This window comes from Enterobacter cloacae complex sp. Mu1197, from assembly GCF_040059225.1.
GTDB lineage: Bacteria > Pseudomonadota > Gammaproteobacteria > Enterobacterales > Enterobacteriaceae > Enterobacter > Enterobacter quasiroggenkampii.
This window is the reverse complement of the sequence record NZ_CP157375.1, coordinates 371,808-387,903: the sequence shown is the minus strand read 5'-3', so window position 1 is coordinate 387,903 and position 16,096 is coordinate 371,808. Positions and strand designations below refer to the sequence as shown.

19 protein-coding genes are annotated in these 16,096 nt (G+C 59.4%); 16 read left to right on the top strand and 3 right to left on the bottom strand.

What is annotated here, in order from left to right; genetic code table 11:
* Positions 1-21: 21 nt before the first annotated feature.
* Together ABFV38_RS01795 and crfC are read right to left on the bottom strand one after the other, a co-directional pair.
* On the bottom strand, positions 22-897 hold the full coding sequence (locus ABFV38_RS01795) for a diguanylate cyclase regulator RdcB family protein (RefSeq protein WP_348958296.1): 876 nt from the start codon (positions 895-897) through the stop codon (positions 22-24).
* Positions 894-3,239 carry a clamp-binding protein CrfC gene (gene crfC / locus ABFV38_RS01790; protein WP_348958295.1) on the bottom strand — a complete coding sequence of 782 codons (2,346 nt, stop codon included), beginning with the start codon at positions 3,237-3,239 and terminating at the stop codon, positions 894-896. The genes ABFV38_RS01795 and crfC overlap by 4 nt, the downstream gene beginning before the upstream one ends.
* 594 nt (positions 3,240-3,833) lie before the next feature.
* Between crfC and ABFV38_RS01785 the strand changes: the two genes are divergently transcribed.
* The 16 genes from ABFV38_RS01785 (at position 3,834) to phnP (ending at position 15,672) form a co-directional block, all read left to right on the top strand.
* Entirely contained in the window at positions 3,834-4,169 is a 336-nt protein-coding gene (locus ABFV38_RS01785) for a zinc ribbon domain-containing protein YjdM (protein WP_008500067.1), read from the top strand.
* 80 nt (positions 4,170-4,249) lie between these two features.
* Entirely contained in the window at positions 4,250-4,690 is a 441-nt protein-coding gene (gene yjdN, locus ABFV38_RS01780) for a VOC family metalloprotein YjdN (protein WP_348958293.1), read from the top strand.
* 172 nt (positions 4,691-4,862) lie between these two features.
* Positions 4,863-5,651 carry a phosphonate ABC transporter ATP-binding protein gene (phnC, locus tag ABFV38_RS01775; RefSeq protein ID WP_348958292.1) on the top strand — a complete coding sequence of 263 codons (789 nt, stop codon included), beginning with the start codon at positions 4,863-4,865 and terminating at the stop codon, positions 5,649-5,651.
* A 24-nt stretch (positions 5,652-5,675) separates the two neighbouring features.
* Positions 5,676-6,692 carry a phosphonate ABC transporter substrate-binding protein gene (gene phnD / locus ABFV38_RS01770; protein WP_024906756.1) on the top strand — a complete coding sequence of 339 codons (1,017 nt, stop codon included), beginning with the start codon at positions 5,676-5,678 and terminating at the stop codon, positions 6,690-6,692.
* A 102-nt stretch (positions 6,693-6,794) separates the two neighbouring features.
* Complete coding sequence (gene phnE / locus ABFV38_RS01765; protein WP_348958291.1) at positions 6,795-7,574, top strand: phosphonate ABC transporter, permease protein PhnE; 780 nt, start codon at positions 6,795-6,797, stop codon at positions 7,572-7,574.
* 20 nt (positions 7,575-7,594) lie between these two features.
* A complete protein-coding gene (phnF, locus tag ABFV38_RS01760) occupies positions 7,595-8,320 on the top strand; it encodes a phosphonate metabolism transcriptional regulator PhnF (protein ID WP_023326523.1) in 726 nt (241 codons plus the stop codon).
* Positions 8,321-8,773, top strand: coding sequence for a phosphonate C-P lyase system protein PhnG (gene phnG / locus ABFV38_RS01755; protein ID WP_348958290.1), 453 nt, complete (start codon positions 8,321-8,323; stop codon positions 8,771-8,773).
* Positions 8,770-9,354: a phosphonate C-P lyase system protein PhnH gene (phnH, locus tag ABFV38_RS01750; protein WP_348958288.1), complete on the top strand. Its 585-nt coding sequence runs from the start codon at positions 8,770-8,772 to the stop codon at positions 9,352-9,354. The genes phnG and phnH overlap by 4 nt, the downstream gene beginning before the upstream one ends.
* On the top strand, positions 9,354-10,418 hold the full coding sequence (locus ABFV38_RS01745) for a carbon-phosphorus lyase complex subunit PhnI (RefSeq protein WP_348958287.1): 1,065 nt from the start codon (positions 9,354-9,356) through the stop codon (positions 10,416-10,418). The genes phnH and ABFV38_RS01745 overlap by 1 nt, the downstream gene beginning before the upstream one ends.
* Positions 10,411-11,256, top strand: coding sequence for an alpha-D-ribose 1-methylphosphonate 5-phosphate C-P-lyase PhnJ (gene phnJ / locus ABFV38_RS01740; protein WP_048030272.1), 846 nt, complete (start codon positions 10,411-10,413; stop codon positions 11,254-11,256). Before ABFV38_RS01745 ends, phnJ begins: the two co-directional genes overlap by 8 nt.
* Positions 11,253-12,008: a phosphonate C-P lyase system protein PhnK gene (gene phnK / locus ABFV38_RS01735; RefSeq protein ID WP_196365655.1), complete on the top strand. Its 756-nt coding sequence runs from the start codon at positions 11,253-11,255 to the stop codon at positions 12,006-12,008. Before phnJ ends, phnK begins: the two co-directional genes overlap by 4 nt.
* A 107-nt stretch (positions 12,009-12,115) precedes the next feature.
* Complete coding sequence (phnL, locus tag ABFV38_RS01730; protein WP_048226483.1) at positions 12,116-12,796, top strand: phosphonate C-P lyase system protein PhnL; 681 nt, start codon at positions 12,116-12,118, stop codon at positions 12,794-12,796.
* Positions 12,793-13,929 carry an alpha-D-ribose 1-methylphosphonate 5-triphosphate diphosphatase gene (gene phnM, locus ABFV38_RS01725; RefSeq protein ID WP_348958286.1) on the top strand — a complete coding sequence of 379 codons (1,137 nt, stop codon included), beginning with the start codon at positions 12,793-12,795 and terminating at the stop codon, positions 13,927-13,929. The genes phnL and phnM overlap by 4 nt, the downstream gene beginning before the upstream one ends.
* Positions 13,926-14,477, top strand: coding sequence for a ribose 1,5-bisphosphokinase (gene phnN / locus ABFV38_RS01720; RefSeq protein ID WP_196347396.1), 552 nt, complete (start codon positions 13,926-13,928; stop codon positions 14,475-14,477). The genes phnM and phnN overlap by 4 nt, the downstream gene beginning before the upstream one ends.
* Positions 14,470-14,904, top strand: a complete 435-nt coding sequence (gene phnO, locus ABFV38_RS01715) for an aminoalkylphosphonate N-acetyltransferase (RefSeq protein WP_348958284.1) — start codon at positions 14,470-14,472, stop codon at positions 14,902-14,904. Before phnN ends, phnO begins: the two co-directional genes overlap by 8 nt.
* A 9-nt stretch (positions 14,905-14,913) precedes the next feature.
* Positions 14,914-15,672 (top strand): phosphonate metabolism protein PhnP, encoded by a 759-nt coding sequence (gene phnP, locus ABFV38_RS01710; protein ID WP_069719688.1) that lies wholly within the window; start codon positions 14,914-14,916, stop codon positions 15,670-15,672.
* An 82-nt stretch (positions 15,673-15,754) separates the two neighbouring features.
* Here phnP and yjdP read toward each other — a convergent pair whose 3' ends face one another.
* The gene (gene yjdP, locus ABFV38_RS01705; protein ID WP_033144428.1) at positions 15,755-16,078 is read right to left on the bottom strand and encodes a DDRRRQL repeat protein YjdP; all 324 of its coding nucleotides are present in this window, start codon (positions 16,076-16,078) and stop codon (positions 15,755-15,757) included.
* Between the last annotated feature and the right edge of the window lie 18 nt (positions 16,079-16,096).

Genomic DNA, 16,096 nt, shown 5'->3' with positions numbered 1-16,096 from the left:
AGGGTGAGGGGAAGAAGGGATTCACCCAAAAATCTCTTCCACCATCCCGTCCACCAGCCGTTTTGCCGAACAGAGCCTCGGCATTCCCAGCGCGACGGTCTGCCAGTTTTGCGTCACTGACCAGCTCACCGGATGCTTATCCGCCTGACACCAGTCCCCCAGCCAGCCCAGCATGTCTTTATGATCGATCAATCCCGGCGAAGCCGGCGTTGTCAGCCACTGGTGATAAAAATGGCGGGTCGTGTGGGAGGCATTGATGCCCTGCGCCAGATAGTTAGCCGCCATGCTGCGCAGGTTATCCTTAAGCATTGCCGCCACATCTTCGTTCGCGAGACGGCATGCGTCGCCAAATGCCCCCCAGCGCAGCTCCTCCAGGACGATAAAACAGCGCCCGGCCAGCGACCAGCCATCATAATGCCCGGCCCGCCAGCGGGTAAAAATTTGCTCGCTGTGCTCACCCGCCTGCACCGTCAGGCCGCGCTGGGTCAGCGCCTTTTCCTTATAGGCTGCGCGTTGGGTAAAATGAGACACGAGATCGGCGTACTGCTGCGTCAGTCCAGGGGACTGCAGGGTGCGCGGGTGAGTCTGCTGACGCAGCGCAATCAGCTTCTCTGCCATCAGCGTCAGCGCGAGATGACCCGGATCAAGCATGCTGGCCAGTTTTTCCGCCAGACCCAGACGCAGCCCCGCATTTTCATTGAGCATCCCCGCCATTGCCCAGGGGCGTAGCCGGGTATGCGTCATGATTTCCTGCGTCAAACGCTCACGAAACTGCAGCTGCTGTGGTCCCAGGCGAGGATGACGCGCCGCGTCTCCCCCCTGCACCAGATCGACCATAAATTTTGGATTAATACACTCCAGCGTTCGCCCGGGGCCGTCCAGTAGTGGTGTTGTCATGGTTGCTCTGCCGCGAATAGGGTTTGAATATCATCGCGTAACAGTCGGGTATCTTCCTGTATCCACGTCGCAGTAGTGATGCTTTGCTTCAACAACTGGCAGAGCGCTCGGGTTGAGTGCTCATTTTGCTGACGCACTGCGAGGCTATCACGCAAGCTTTCCTGTAACCCGGTCAGGCACAACGAAAATTCTGCAAAGAACGTCGCCATTCCTGCCGTAACAGAGACATCGACCTGCGCGGACAAAGCTTTACGTATTTGTTCACAAAACTGATCAATATGTTGCTTAAATTTGTCATGTAGCTGCGCAATGTCGATAACATACCGCGTGCGCGTTTCCACATACTCGTCCCAGCCCCAGCCCGGATTATTGAGCCAACGAGAGACCGTTTCACGCATGCTGCTCCCGCCGGAGGGAGGGACGGCCTGGCTGTCGTCCTGCGCAATCGCATCGTTGAACAGCGCCCGCGTATTGAAGTTAAGCTGGCTTGCCTGAAACGCCGGGAAGCTGATCCGTGCCCGAAAACCCGCATGGCTCAGATGCTCTTTAATACGCGTTTCGATGGGACGCATGGCTTCGTTCAGGGAGCGTGCCAGCGTGGACTCCAGCTGATCGAAGCGTAACGCCAGCTCCCGGCCGATCTTCGTCTGGGCATCCAGCATTACCTGCTCGCAGGAGGCGCGTAATTTACTTAGCGCAATCTGCGCCTGCCCTTCATCGTCCAGAACCAGCTGCTTCAGCACCTCACCGCGAAGGTTCGGCCGGTCGGTGCCTGGCAAATCAAGAATCGGGTGCGTGCTGAACACCTGGTCAATCTCATGGTGTAGCGCGATTTTTTGGGACCCGATAAAGTCCGCGGTAGCGCTCAGCGCTTCCTCAACCTCGTGTTTCACCTCATCGCTCACCACGCACTGACGCGTCTGCAAAAGCGCCATGTCCTCTTCCAGACGTGCAATATTCAACTCCAGCGCCTCAAAGGCCACCGTCAGCCCCTGATAGCGGAAATCGAGATACTCGCGGGCATTTTGCGCGTAGTTGAGCAGCTTATGCGAGGCCGAACGCAGCGCGTATAGCGAGGCATTGGCATAGGCGGCGTAAATCAGCTTACGTATCGGTTGCTCAAAGAGCGAATCTTCCCAGAGCAAATCGGCAGAATGTCGGATATGGTCGATATCGTCCAGGTCCGCCGTACGCCAGCGACGTCCGAGTGCCGCTTCGGCAAAATCCTGCACCCAGGGTTGCTCCTGATGATCCGGCAGTTGTCCGTGCGTACTCAACTCGTAGCGCGCGCGGTTCGCCAGATACGCCCACATGGACGACACGGGGTAAATCTGGCCCGGAGAAATATTGCCTTTCATTAAGGTGCCGGAGATCATCGCCCGGATTTGTTCTTCATCGTCGCTATTGCGATCTTTCTGATCGAATTTATTCACCAGCGCATACAGCGGCACCGATTTTCCCGCCGCGGAAATGGCCTGGCGGACTTCTTCATCAGAGATGGATTTAAGCTGGGTATAATCCATCACGGCCAGCACCGCCGATGCGCGGGAGAGTTGCTCGCTGAGCATTTTTTGCAGATGCGGCTGTCCGGCCTCGTTCGGCCCGGGCGTGTCGAGCAGCGTCAGCTGCCCGAGGTGGGCATCCAGGCCCGCAAGATGCACGAACTCCACTTCAATGACCGGGATATGTTCGATAGCCGCATATTCCGAGAACGGAAACGCCACGCCCAGCGCCTGGGAAAGTCTCACCAGGTCATTGAGGCTTTTCAGACAATGAAATATCGGCTGCGCGCCCAGATGATGCTTCTCAAACGCTTCCCCTTTTTCAATGCGCTCCAGCAGCGTATTCATGTCTTTATCAATTTCCAGACGTTGGGCCAGCTTCCCGCGATCGTAATCGCATAGCTGTTTCTGAAGCAGTTGAATCAATTCATCAATCGGGGAGGCATGAGAGAAATGCAGCACCGGCTCCTTCTGGCCCGGCGTGTGGCGAATCAGCGTCGGCAGCGCCGTCATCGGACGATTGCGGTTCGGCAGCACTTCGGTACCCACAATCGCATTAATGGTGGTCGATTTCCCCGCTTTCATGGTGCCCACAATGGCCAGGACCATTTCCAGCCGGGTTATTTTCCGTAATTCATTATTCAGCATCGCCTGCTGCGCGTCGACGCCGCGCGCGCTAAAATGCAAAGGTAAAACGTTGTTCGTTTCGCCTGTAATAGCAGCCGCAGTGCTCTCCAGCATTGCAGTCGGCATTGATTTCAACGTATCAAGATTTTGCAGGGCAAGCTGTAACAAACGCTCCGCTTCCTGGCTTAATTCAAAAATGGTCTGTGTGTGCATGATAAAAGCCTTTCCTTAACGCAAATTTATTACTTTTATTAAGCCACTTGTTTTAATTATGTCGTTCAGGCTTATATGATCACGTGTGGAAAACATGTTCGCCGAAATATAACTGATTGAAGATAATCAGAAATAATTCACTATCCTTGCATGGCGTGTATAGCTTCTCTCCTGGCCCGTTAGCCAAAAGAAAAAAGCGTAGCCCATTTTTAAGAAACTTCAGGATATATCATCATTATTTATCCACCTAAAAAGAGAGGTAATGCGCCACTGCCATAAGATATGTAGGGCAGTGAAGTCCGGCGATAAATAACAATGTGTCACTTCACCTTATCCGAAATGGCAGAGCGTAGCAATTTGCTGCAATAAAATATTCGATATATTTATCGTCATTTCTTCCCACCGTGTTAATGGGCGTAAGCATCGCTTAACTGACTGACAGAACGTGTCACTCCCGATACGCTTTTTGCCTTTTTTAATTCACAATATCACCGACAACGGTGTGGATTTGCGTTATACTTGCCGCCTTTTTCGGCACCCTGCCGTCATTTTGCTGGCACTTTCCAGCGCGTTTACACTTTTGAGGATACCGATATGTCACTTCCACACTGCCCAAAATGCAATTCTGAATACACCTATGAAGATAATGGCATGTTCATCTGCCCGGAATGCGCTCATGAATGGAATGATGCCGAGCCGGCTCAGGATGCTGATGCGCTCATCGTGAAAGATGCGAACGGCAATCTGCTGGCGGACGGTGACAGCGTTACCGTCGTTAAGGACCTGAAGGTGAAAGGCAGTTCTTCCATGCTGAAAATCGGCACCAAAGTGAAGAATATCCGTCTGGTTGAAGGCGATCATAATATCGACTGCAAAATTGACGGCTTCGGTCCAATGAAGCTGAAATCAGAGTTCGTGAAAAAGAACTGATTTACCCGCCCGGTGGCGCTTCGCTTGCCGGGCTTTCGGGAACTACACTTAATGGGCTTTTCTTACGTGAGGTAAAGATTATGCCATTAAGTCCCTACATCTCTTTCGCCGGCAACTGCGCTGAGGCCACCGCCTTCTACCAGCAAGCCGTCGGCGCAGAGCTTCTCTATAAAATTACCTTCGGCGAAATGCCAAAAAGCGATAACAGCGATGAAGGCTGTCCGTCCGGTATGCAATTTCCGGATTCGGCTATCGCCCACTCCAACGTCCGCATTGCGGGCAGCGATATCATGATGAGCGACGGGATGCCGCCCGGCAGTAACACGCAGTACGCGGGCTTTACGCTGGTGCTCGACACCCAGGACGTCAATGAAGGCAAGCGCTGGTTCGACAACCTTGCCGATGGCGGGAATATCGAAATGGCCTGGCAGGAGACCTTCTGGGCGCACGGTTTCGGTAAAGTCACCGACAAATACGGCGTGCCGTGGATGATTAACGTCGTCAAGCAACAAACGTCGTAGGCAGGACACGCGCAGCGCATCCGCCCATAGCGCCGGTGGCGCTGCGCTGACCGGACCTACGGTGATTGTCATCAAACTCCGCTCAACTCTTCAAACTCCCGCAACCTGCACTTAACCCAAATGTCACATTGATGCGCCAGCATGAGGCCACATTTATCGTGAGGCCCAGCACATGCAAACTGTCATCCGCGTCGAGAAACTGAGCAAGACCTTCAATCACAACAAGGCTCTGCATGCCGTTGATCTGACCGTCCGGCAGGGCGACATGGTGGCGCTTCTCGGGCCTTCCGGCTCGGGTAAATCCACCCTTCTGCGCCATTTGAGCGGGCTTATCACCGGCGATAAAACGCCGGAAAGCCACGTCGAGCTGCTGGGTAATACCGTGCAGCGCGCGGGGCGTCTGGCGAGCGATATCCGCAAGAGCCGTGCCCAGACGGGCTACATCTTCCAGCAGTTCAACCTGGTAAACCGCCTGACGGTGCTGGAGAACGTGCTGATTGGCGCGCTCGGCAGCACCCCGTTCTGGCGCACCTGTCTGCGCTGGTTCACCCCTTCCCAGAAGCAGGAAGCCTTACAGGCGCTGACCCGCGTCGGCATGGCGCACTTCGCCCACCAGCGCGTCTCCACCCTGTCCGGTGGACAACAGCAGCGCGTGGCGATTGCGCGCGCGCTGATGCAGAAAGCGCAAATCATTCTTGCTGACGAACCCATCGCCTCGCTGGACCCGGAGTCCGCCCGCATCGTGATGGAGACCCTGCGCGACATTAACCAGAACGACGGCATTACCGTGGTGGTCACGCTGCATCAGGTGGATTACGCCCTGCGCTATTGCGAACGCATCGTCGCCCTGCGTCAGGGATACGTGTTCTTTGATGGCGCGAGCCATCAGTTTGATAACGAACGTTTTGACCATCTCTACCGCAGCATTAACCGCGTCGAAGAGAACGCGCAGGCTGCTTAATTAAACCCGATCCGAGGAAAGTACATGAGCTACAAAGCCGTTGCCGCGCTGGCCTTTACCAGCATGTTCAGCCTCAGCACCCTGTTAAGCCCGGCGTATGCACAAGAGCAGGAAAAAGCGCTGAACTTCGGCATTATTTCGACGGAATCACAGCAAAACCTGAAACCTCAGTGGGAACCGTTCCTGAAAGATATGGAAACCAAACTGGGGATCAAAGTGAACGCCTTCTTCGCCCCGGACTATGCAGGCATCATCCAGGGGATGCGCTTTAATAAAGTAGACATCGCCTGGTACGGCAACCTCTCCGCCATGGAAGCGGTGGACCGCGCGAACGGCCAGGTCTTTGCCCAGACCGTCGCGGCAGATGGCTCCCCGGGCTACTGGAGCGTGCTGATCGTCAACAAAGACAGCCCGATCAACAACCTCAATGACATGCTCGCCAAACGCAAAGAGCTGACCTTCGGCAACGGCGATCCGAACTCTACCTCCGGCTACCTTGTCCCTGGCTACTACGTCTTCGCCAAAAACAACGCCTCTGCCAGCGACTTCAAGCGCACGGTAAACGCCAGCCATGAAACCAACGCTCTGGCCGTGGCCAACAAGCAGGTGGATGTTGCCACCAACAACACCGAGAACCTCGACAAGCTGAAGACCTCCGCACCGGACAAGCTGAAAGAGATCAAGGTTATCTGGAAATCCCCGCTGATCCCCGGCGACCCGATCGTGTGGCGTAAAAACCTGTCCGAAAGCACCAAGGACAAGGTGTACGACTTCTTTATGACCTATGGCAAAACGCCGGAAGAGAAAGCGGTCCTCGAACGTCTGGGCTGGGCACCGTTCCGCCCGTCAAGCGACCTGCAGCTGGTCCCGATTCGCCAGCTGGCGCTGTTTAAAGAGATGCAGGGCGTGAAGGACAACAAAGGCCTGAAGGACGAGGAGAAGACCAGCAAAGTGGCCGCGATTCAGGCCCAGCTTGAAGACCTCGACCGCCTGACCGCCGCGCTCGGCGCGATGACCAGCGTGAATAAAGCGGTGCAGTAACGCTTTTCGCCCGGTGGCGCTGCGCTTACCGGGCCTACATTTTGGATCGTAGGCCGGATAAGCGTAGCGCCATCCGGCACACAAAGACCTGCGGAGTAATACATGCAAACCATCACCCTCCCACCGCCAAAGCGCAGCTGGTTCTCACTCATAAGCTGGGCCATCCTGCTGGCGGTGCTGGTTATCTCCTGGAAGGGCGCGGAAATGGATCCGCTGCTGCTCTTCAAAGACGCGGGCAACATGGCGACCTTCGCCGCCGACTTCTTCCCGCCGGACTTCAGCCAGTGGCAGGACTACCTCAGCGAAATGGCGGTCACCCTGCAAATCGCCGTCTGGGGCACCGCGCTGGCCGTTATTCTCTCTGTTCCGTTTGGCCTGATGAGCGCTGAAAACATCGTGCCGTGGTGGATATACCAGCCCATGCGCCGCCTGATGGACGCCTGTCGTGCGATCAACGAAATGGTCTTTGCGATGCTGTTCGTGGTCGCCGTCGGCCTGGGTCCGTTTGCGGGCGTCATGGCGCTGTTCATCCACACCACCGGCGTGCTCTCCAAGCTGCTCTCCGAGGCGGTCGAAGCCATTGAGCCCGGTCCGGTGGAAGGCATTCGCGCGACCGGCGCCAACAAAATCGAAGAGATCCTCTACGGCGTTCTGCCACAGGTGATGCCGCTGCTGATCTCCTACTCCCTGTACCGCTTTGAGTCCAACGTCCGCTCCGCCACCGTCGTCGGCATGGTCGGCGCAGGCGGGATTGGCGTCACCCTGTGGGAAGCGATTCGCGGTTTCCAGTTCCAGCAAACCTGCGCCCTGATGGTGCTCATCATCGTCACCGTCAGCCTGCTGGATTTCCTCTCTCAACGTTTGCGTAAGCACTTCATCTGAGAGGCGAGGCTTTGTTTTCTATGCACTTATCCAGACATCCGACCAGTTACCCCACCCGCTGGCAAGAGATTGCGGCGAAGCTCGAAGTGGAGCTTCGCACGCACTACCGCTGCGGAGACTACCTTCCTGCCGAGCAGCAGCTTGCCGACCGCTATGAAGTGAACAGACACACCCTGCGCCGCGCCATTGACCAGCTGGTCGAGCGTGGCTGGGTCCAGCGCCGTCAGGGCGTGGGCGTGCTGGTGCTGATGCGCCCGTTCGACTACCCGCTTAACGCCCAGGCGCGCTTTAGCCAGAACCTGCTGGATCAGGGCAGCCACCCGACCAGCGAAAAGCTGCTCTCGGTATTACGCCCGGCCTCCAGCCACGTGGCGGACGCGCTGGGTATTCAGGAGGGCGACAACGTCATCCACCTGCGCACGCTGCGCCGGGTCAACGGCGTCGCGGTGTGCCAGATAGACCACTACTTCGCGGATCTCACCCTCTGGCCAGTGCTGCAGAATTTCTCCAGCGGTTCGCTGCATGATTTTCTCCAGAATGCGACAGGCATTGCGCTGAAACGCACCCAGACGCGCATCAGCGCCCGCCGCGCGCAGGCGAAAGAGAGCAAAGTGCTCGAAATCCCCAATATGGCCCCGCTGCTCTGCGTGCGCACCCTCAACCATCGTGACGGCGAGATCGACGCGACGGAATATTCCGTCAGCCTGACCCGCGCCGACATGATCGAATTCACCATGGAGCACTGAATGCACTTCGACACCGCCACCCGACAGCACTGGATGCGCGTGCTGGCCCACAGCCAGCCTGCTGCGCTGTCTGCCCGCATGAACGCCCTTAGCCTGGCCCCCGACTACGACATCCTCCGCGCGCCGGAGATCGGCCTCGTGCAGATCCAGGCGCGCATGGGCGGCACCGGCGAGCGCTTTTTCGCCGGGGATGCCACCCTCACCCGCGCAGCGATCCGCCTGCACAGCGGCACGCTGGGCTACAGCTACGTGCTGGGGCGTGATAAAGCCCACGCCGAGCGCTGCGCGGCCATCGATGCGCTTTTACAGGAACCACCGCATTTCCAGACGCTGATGGAAACCCTTATTTCCCCGCTGGAGGCCGACCGCGCCGCACGTCTTGCCGCGCGTCAGGCCGAAGTGAATACCAGCCGGGTCGACTTCTTTACGCTCGTTCGCGGAGACAACGCATGACGCTTCAACCTGCTTTTACCCTGGCCGTCCAGGATGCCCAACACAGTTTTCGTCGCCTGCTGAAGGCCATGAGCGAGCCGGGCGTGATTGTCTCGCTGCACCAGCTCTCCCAGGGCTGGCTGCCGCTGAATCTGGCCACCACCAGCGTACTGCTGACCCTGGCCGACAACGATACCCCGGTATGGCTTTCGGGTGCCCTGTCGAACGACATCGCCAGCCAGAACCTGCGTTTTCATACCGGCGCTCCGCTGGTCGATCAGCCCCGGCAGGCGATCTTTGCCGTGGCCGACGAACACATCAGCCACGAGCAGCTCAACGACCTGAGCGAAGGCACCGCCGTCGCCCCGGAAACCAGCGCCACGCTGATTTTGCAGGTCGCCAGCCTGAGCGGCGGCCGCATGCTGCGCCTGACCGGGGCAGGCATCGCCGACGAACGCATGGTCGCGCCGCAGCTGCCAGAGTGCATCATTCACGAGCTGACCGAGCGCCCGCACCCGTTCCCTCTGGGCATTGACCTGATCCTGACCTGCGGCGAACGCCTGCTGGCCATCCCGCGGACCACCCACGTGGAGGTGTGCTGATGTACGTTGCCGTCAAAGGGGGCGAGAAGGCCATCGCCGCCGCCCATGCGCTGCAGGCGCACAGACGACGGGGCGATGAACAGCTCCCCGAGCTGAGCGTCGCCCAAATCGAGCAGCAGCTAAACCTCGCCGTAGACCGGGTAATGACCGAGGGCGGCATCGCCGACCAAGAACTGGCGGCGCTGGCCCTGAAGCAGGCCAGCGGTGATAACGTGGAAGCGATCTTCCTGCTGCGCGCCTACCGCACCACGTTGGCGAAACTGGCGGTCAGCGAGCCGGTGAATACGGCGGAGATGCGCCTGGAGCGCCGCATTTCTGCCGTTTATAAAGACATCCCCGGCGGCCAGCTGCTTGGCCCTACTTGTGACTACACCCATCGCCTGCTGGATTTTACCCTGCTGGCGAACGGCGAGACGTCGCCGCTCAGCACCTCTGACGCCGAACAGGAACCGTCCCCGCACGTCTTCAGCCTGCTGGCGAAACAGGGCCTGGCGAAGGCGGAGGAGGACTCCGGCGCGCAGCCGGATGACATCACCCGCACGCCGCCGGTCTACCCGTGTTCACGCTCGTCCCGCCTGCAGCAGCTGATGCGCGGCGACGAAGGCTATCTGCTGGCGCTGGCCTACTCCACCCAGCGAGGCTACGGGCGTAACCATCCGTTTGCCGCCGAAATTCGCAGCGGCTACATCGACGTTGAAATCGTGCCGGAAGAGCTGGGATTTGCGGTGAACGTCGGCGAACTGCTGATGACAGAATGCGAAATGGTGAACGGTTTTGTTGCCCCCGAAAATGAAGACCCGCACTTTACCCGCGGCTACGGGCTGGTGTTTGGCCTTGGCGAGCGCAAGGCGATGGCCATGGCGCTGGTCGACCGCGCCCTGCAGGCGCCGGACTACGGCGAACACATCGCGGGCCCGGCGCAGGACGAAGAGTTCGTCCTGGCCCACGCGGATAACGTCGAGGCCGCGGGCTTCGTCTCGCACCTCAAGCTGCCGCACTACGTCGATTTCCAGGCCGAACTGGAACTGCTGAAACGCCTGCAACGGGAGCGCAAACATGGCTAACTTAAGCGGCTACAACTTTGCCTATCTGGATGAGCAAACCAAACGCATGATCCGCCGAGCGATACTTAAAGCGGTGGCGATCCCGGGCTATCAGGTGCCGTTCGGCGGCCGCGAAATGCCGATGCCCTACGGCTGGGGTACCGGCGGTATTCAGCTCACCGCCAGCGTGATCGGTGAAGCAGACGTGCTGAAAGTGATCGACCAGGGCGCCGACGACACTACCAACGCCGTGTCGATCCGCAACTTCTTTCAGCGGGTAACGGGCGTCGCGACCACGGAAAAAACCGAAGACGCGACGCTGATCCAGACCCGCCACCGCATTCCGGAAACCCCGCTCGCTGAAGATCAGATTCTGATTTTCCAGGTGCCGATCCCGGAGCCGCTGCGCTTTATCGAGCCGCGCGAAACCGAAACCCGCACCATGCACGCCCTGGAAGAGTACGGGGTCATGCAGGTGAAGCTGTATGAGGATATCGCCCGCTTCGGCCATATCGCCACCACCTACGCCTACCCGGTGAAGGTCAACGGGCGCTACGTCATGGACCCGTCGCCGATCCCGAAATTCGATAACCCGAAGATGGACATGATGCCCGCCCTGCAGCTGTTCGGTGCCGGACGTGAAAAACGCATCTACGCCGTCCCGCCCTACACGCGTGTCGAAAGCCTGGATTTCGACGATCACCCGTTTACGGTGCAGGAGTGGGACGAGCCGTGCGCCATCTGCGGTTCCAAACACAGCTATCTGGATGAAGTGGTGCTGGATGACACGGGCAAACGGATGTTTGTCTGCTCCGACACCGATTTCTGCCGCCAACAGAGCGAGGCGAACGGCCAATGAAACCGCTGCTTTCGGTTAACAACCTGACCCACCTGTATGCGCCGGGCAAAGGCTTTAGCGACGTGTCGTTCGAGCTGTGGCCGGGCGAAGTGCTGGGGATTGTCGGCGAGTCCGGCTCAGGCAAAACCACCCTGCTGAAGTCCATCTCCGCGCGCCTGACGCCGCAACACGGCGAGATACTCTATCAGGGACACTCCCTCTATGGCATGAGCGAGGCCGAGCGCCGCCGCCTGCTGCGCACCGAGTGGGGCGTGGTGCACCAGCACCCGATGGACGGCCTGCGCCGTCAGGTCTCGGCGGGGGGAAATATCGGCGAACGCCTGATGGCCACCGGCGCGCGCCACTACGGCAACATCCGCGCTACGGCGCAACACTGGCTGGAAGAAGTGGAAATCCCCGCCTCGCGCATCGATGACCTGCCCACCACCTTCTCCGGTGGTATGCAGCAGCGCCTGCAGATCGCCCGCAACCTGGTCACGCACCCGAAGCTGGTGTTTATGGATGAACCCACCGGCGGGCTGGACGTCTCGGTGCAGGCGCGCCTGCTCGACCTGCTGCGCGGCCTGGTGGTAGAGCTGAACCTGGCAGTGGTGATTGTCACCCACGATCTGGGCGTTGCGCGCCTGCTGGCGGACCGCCTGCTGGTGATGAAGCAGGGTCGGGTGGTGGAAAGTGGGTTAACCGACCGTGTGCTCGACGATCCCCACCATCCCTACACCCAGCTGCTGGTGTCGTCCGTGTTGCAGAACTGAGGGTGCTGCTGCCGGGTGGCGCTGCGCTTACCCGGCCTACGAACACCGCACCTTGTAGGCCGGGTAAGGCGAAGCCGCCACCCGGCAAAACAAATCGCGAGGCCAACATGATCCACGTACAAAACGTAAGTAAGACCTTTGTGCTCCACCAGCAAAACGGCGTGCGTCTGCCGGTGCTGCAAAATGCCTCTCTGGAGGTTAATCGCGGCGAATGCGTGGTGCTGCACGGCCACTCCGGCAGCGGAAAATCGACCCTGCTGCGCTCCCTCTACGCCAACTATTTGCCCGACGAAGGCCATATTCATATTCGCCACGGCGATGAATGGGTCGACCTGGTACAGGCCCCCGCGCGTAAGGTGCTGGACGTGCGCCGCACCACGATCGGCTGGGTGAGCCAGTTTCTGCGGGTGATCCCGCGGATCTCCGCCCTCGACGTGGTGATGCAGCCGCTGCTGGATCTCGGCGTGCCGCGCGAAACCTGCGCCGCCAAAGCCGCCAGCCTGCTGACGCGCCTGAACGTGCCCGAGCGCCTCTGGCACCTTGCCCCGTCGACCTTTTCCGGCGGCGAGCAGCAGCGCGTCAATATCGCCCGAGGCTTTATCGTCGACTACCCGATTTTACTTCTGGATGAACCCACCGCCTCGCTCGACAGCAAAAACAGCGCCGCCGTGGTGGAACTGATCGAACAGGCCAAAGCGCGCGGGGCGGCGATCGTCGGGATCTTCCACGACGAGAGCGTTCGCACCCGCGTCGCGGACAGGCTGCACCCAATGGGGACTCCCGCATGATTATCAATAACGTCAAGCTGGTACTGGACAATGAGGTGGTTGGCGGCTCGATTGAGATCCAGGACGGAACAATCCGCGCGTTTGCCGAAACCCAGAGCCGCTCACCCGAAGCGATGGACGGCGACGGCGGCTGGCTGCTGCCGGGGCTGATCGAACTGCATACCGATAATCTGGACAAGTTCTTCACGCCACGGCCGAAGGTGGACTGGCCCGCGCATTCAGCGATGAGCAGCCACGACGCGCTGATGGTCGCCAGCGGCATCACCACCGTACTGGACGCGGTGGCCATCGGTGACGTGCGCGACGGCGGCGACCGTCTGGAGAACCTGGAGAAGATGATCAACGCCGTGGAGGAGACGCAAAAACGCGGCCTCAACCGCGCCGAGCACCGCCTGCACCTGCGCTGCGAGCTGCCGCACCACACCACCCTGCCGCTGTTTGAAAAGCTGGTAGGCCGCGAGCCGGTCTCGCTGGTCTCCCTGATGGACCACTCGCCGGGGCAGCGTCAGTTCGCCAACATCGAAAAGTATCGCGAATACTATCAGGGCAAATATTCTCTCAGCGATGCGGAGATGGCCCGTTACGAAGAAGAGCAGCTGGCGCTTGCGGCACAGTGGTCCCAGCCTAACCGTCTCAGGATTGCGGCGATGTGCCGGGACCGTAATATCGCGCTGGCCAGCCATGACGATGCCACACACGATCATGTCCTTGAATCCCACCAGCTTGGCAGCGTGATCGCCGAATTTCCCACCACGTTCGAGGCGGCTGAAGCCTCCCGCAGGCACGGCATGAACGTGCTGATGGGCGCACCGAACATCGTGCGCGGCGGCTCACAATCCGGCAACGTCGCGGCAAGCAAGCTCGCCTCCCTTGGCCTGCTGGATATCCTCTCGTCCGACTATTACCCCGCCAGCCTGCTCGACGCGGCGTTCCGGGTGGCCGACGACGAGGGCAACCGCTTTACGCTACCACAGGCGATTCGCCTGGTGACGAAAAACCCGGCCAGCGCACTTAACCTGCAGGATCGCGGCGAGATAGCCGAAGGCAAGCGGGCGGATCTGGTGCTGGCCCACCGCAGGGGCGAGCACATCCATATCGACCACGTCTGGCGTCAGGGAAAGAGGGTGTTCTGATGGGAAGACTTATCTGGTTAATGGGGCCGTCCGGCTCCGGTAAGGACAGCCTGCTTTCCGCCTTACGGCAGCAGGAGCATCCGCAACTGCTGGTGGCGCACCGGTACATTACCCGGGCGGCGAATGCGGGGAGTGAAAACCATATCGCCCTGAGCGAGCAGGAGTTTTTCACCCGTGCCGGGCAAAATCTGCTGGCGCTGAGCTGGCACGCCAACGGCTATTACTACGGGATCGGTATCGAGACCGATCTGTGGCTGCATGCGGGGTTCGACGTGCTGGTCAACGGCTCGCGGGCGCATCTTTCGCAAGCGCGCGCCCGCTATGGAGCGGCCCTTCTGCCAGTCTGCCTGCAGGTTTCACCGGACGTCCTGCGCAGCCGGTTGCAGAGCCGGGGTCGCGAATCCGCCCGTGAGATCGACCAGCGCCTGGAGCGTGCGGCCCGCTATACCCCGTCCGACTGCCACGTCCTCAATAACGACGGAAGTTTGCTACAGTCAGTCGAGACCTTTTTATCGCTTATCCGTCAGAAGGAGAAACAGCATGCCTGACTGCACGCTTCGTCCCGCCACCGCCGACGATGCGCAAATCGTTTACGCGTTAATCTGCGAGTTAAAGCAGGCCGAGTTCGATCGCCAGGCGTTTCACGCGGGCTATCTTGCCAATCTGCAGGATCGCAATATGCGCTATCAGCTTGCCGAACTGGACGGGCAGGTCATCGGCATGATCGGCCTGCACCTGCAGTTTCATCTCCATCACGCGCGCTGGATCAGCGAGATCCAGGAGCTGGTGGTGATGCCGCAGGCGCGCGGATTAAAGGTGGGCAGCCAGCTGCTGGCCTGGGCGGAAGGGGTAGCACGAGAGGCCGGCGCGGAGCTGACCGAACTCTCCACCAGCGTGAAGCGCGTGGACGCCCATCGTTTTTACGTTCGTGAAGGATATACGCAGAGCCATTTCCGATTCACCAAACCGCTGTAGAGGTGCGCTATGAGTCTGACCATCACGTTGACGGGAACCGGTGGCGCCCAGTTGGTGCCGGTCTTTGGCTGCGACTGCGCGGCGTGTCGCCGGGCGCGCCTGCAGGATAACTATCGCCGTCGCCCGTGCAGCGCGGTAGTGAAATTCAACGATGCTGTCACCCTGCTGGATGCCGGTATTCCGCACCTGATGGACGACTGGGCCGCAGGCAGCTTTCAGCAATTTTTGCTCACCCATTACCATATGGATCACGTCCAGGGGCTCTTCCCCCTGCGTTGGGGCGTGGGCGCGACGATCCCCGTTTACGGTCCGCCGGACGAAGCGGGATGCGACGACCTGTTTAAACATCCGGGGATTCTGGATTTCAGCCACACGGTCGACCCCTTTGTCATGTTTGAGCTTCAGGGTATGCGGGTCACGCCGTTGCCGCTCAACCATTCGAAACTGACCTTCGGGTATTTGCTGGAATCGGCCCACAGCCGCGTGGCCTGGCTGTCCGACACCGCCGGGCTGCCGGAAAAAACGGTGAAGTTCCTGCTCAACAATCAGCCGCAGGCGATGATTATCGACTGCAGCCATGCACCGCGCGACGAGACGCCGCGAAACCATTGCGATTTAAATACCGTGATGGCGCTAAACGAGGTGATTGGCTGCCCGCAGGTGATCCTGACGCACATCAGCCATCAGTTTGACGTGTGGATGATGGATAACCCGCTGCCCGACGGCATTGAAGCGGGGTATGACGGGATGGTGTTGGTACTGGACTGAGTTTTGCCGGGTGGCGGCTGCGCCTTACCCGGCCTACGGTCCAGGTTTTTGCAGGCCTGCGTCAGCGAAGCGCCACCAGGCTTTAGCCTCGATCGTAATCGTCTTCTAACCTGCGCTCATCCTCTTCTAACCGACGCCTGTCGTCATCCAGTTGGCGCTGGCGCTCGTCTAAACGGCGGCGTCTGTCTTCGAGCTGCCGACGACGATCGTCGTACTGTCGACTGTCGATTTGACGGCTGCGGTCATAACGATCGTCGTCGTCATTGCTGCGGCTGCTGCTGGGGTTGTAGGCATCGTTGATCGCCTGCTGAATGTTGCCAATAGCATCATCAACAATGTCGGCATGAGCCAGTTGGCTGGTGAGTGACAGCAGACCAAATAACAGAGCAGTTGAGTAACGTTTCATAAGGCCAGACTCGCAGGT

What these genes read in the sequence shown, in the direction of transcription:
- phnE (WP_348958291.1), top strand. Translation starts at nt 6,795, where the DNA reads ATGCAAACCATCACCCTCCCACCGCCAAAGCGCAGCTGGTTCTCACTC.
- yjdN (WP_348958293.1), top strand. Translation starts at nt 4,250, where the DNA reads ATGCCATTAAGTCCCTACATCTCTTTCGCCGGCAACTGCGCTGAGGCC.
- phnF (WP_023326523.1), top strand. Translation starts at nt 7,595, where the DNA reads ATGCACTTATCCAGACATCCGACCAGTTACCCCACCCGCTGGCAAGAG.
- phnK (WP_196365655.1), top strand. Translation starts at nt 11,253, where the DNA reads ATGAAACCGCTGCTTTCGGTTAACAACCTGACCCACCTGTATGCGCCG.
- phnC (WP_348958292.1), top strand. Translation starts at nt 4,863, where the DNA reads ATGCAAACTGTCATCCGCGTCGAGAAACTGAGCAAGACCTTCAATCAC.
- phnL (WP_048226483.1), top strand. Translation starts at nt 12,116, where the DNA reads ATGATCCACGTACAAAACGTAAGTAAGACCTTTGTGCTCCACCAGCAA.
- phnO (WP_348958284.1), top strand. Translation starts at nt 14,470, where the DNA reads ATGCCTGACTGCACGCTTCGTCCCGCCACCGCCGACGATGCGCAAATC.
- phnD (WP_024906756.1), top strand. Translation starts at nt 5,676, where the DNA reads ATGAGCTACAAAGCCGTTGCCGCGCTGGCCTTTACCAGCATGTTCAGC.
- yjdP (WP_033144428.1), bottom strand. Translation starts at nt 16,078, where the DNA reads ATGAAACGTTACTCAACTGCTCTGTTATTTGGTCTGCTGTCACTCACC.
- phnJ (WP_048030272.1), top strand. Translation starts at nt 10,411, where the DNA reads ATGGCTAACTTAAGCGGCTACAACTTTGCCTATCTGGATGAGCAAACC.
- phnH (WP_348958288.1), top strand. Translation starts at nt 8,770, where the DNA reads ATGACGCTTCAACCTGCTTTTACCCTGGCCGTCCAGGATGCCCAACAC.
- ABFV38_RS01745 (WP_348958287.1), top strand. Translation starts at nt 9,354, where the DNA reads ATGTACGTTGCCGTCAAAGGGGGCGAGAAGGCCATCGCCGCCGCCCAT.
- ABFV38_RS01795 (WP_348958296.1), bottom strand. Translation starts at nt 897, where the DNA reads ATGACAACACCACTACTGGACGGCCCCGGGCGAACGCTGGAGTGTATT.
- phnP (WP_069719688.1), top strand. Translation starts at nt 14,914, where the DNA reads ATGAGTCTGACCATCACGTTGACGGGAACCGGTGGCGCCCAGTTGGTG.
- ABFV38_RS01785 (WP_008500067.1), top strand. Translation starts at nt 3,834, where the DNA reads ATGTCACTTCCACACTGCCCAAAATGCAATTCTGAATACACCTATGAA.
- phnG (WP_348958290.1), top strand. Translation starts at nt 8,321, where the DNA reads ATGCACTTCGACACCGCCACCCGACAGCACTGGATGCGCGTGCTGGCC.
- crfC (WP_348958295.1), bottom strand. Translation starts at nt 3,239, where the DNA reads ATGCACACACAGACCATTTTTGAATTAAGCCAGGAAGCGGAGCGTTTG.
- phnM (WP_348958286.1), top strand. Translation starts at nt 12,793, where the DNA reads ATGATTATCAATAACGTCAAGCTGGTACTGGACAATGAGGTGGTTGGC.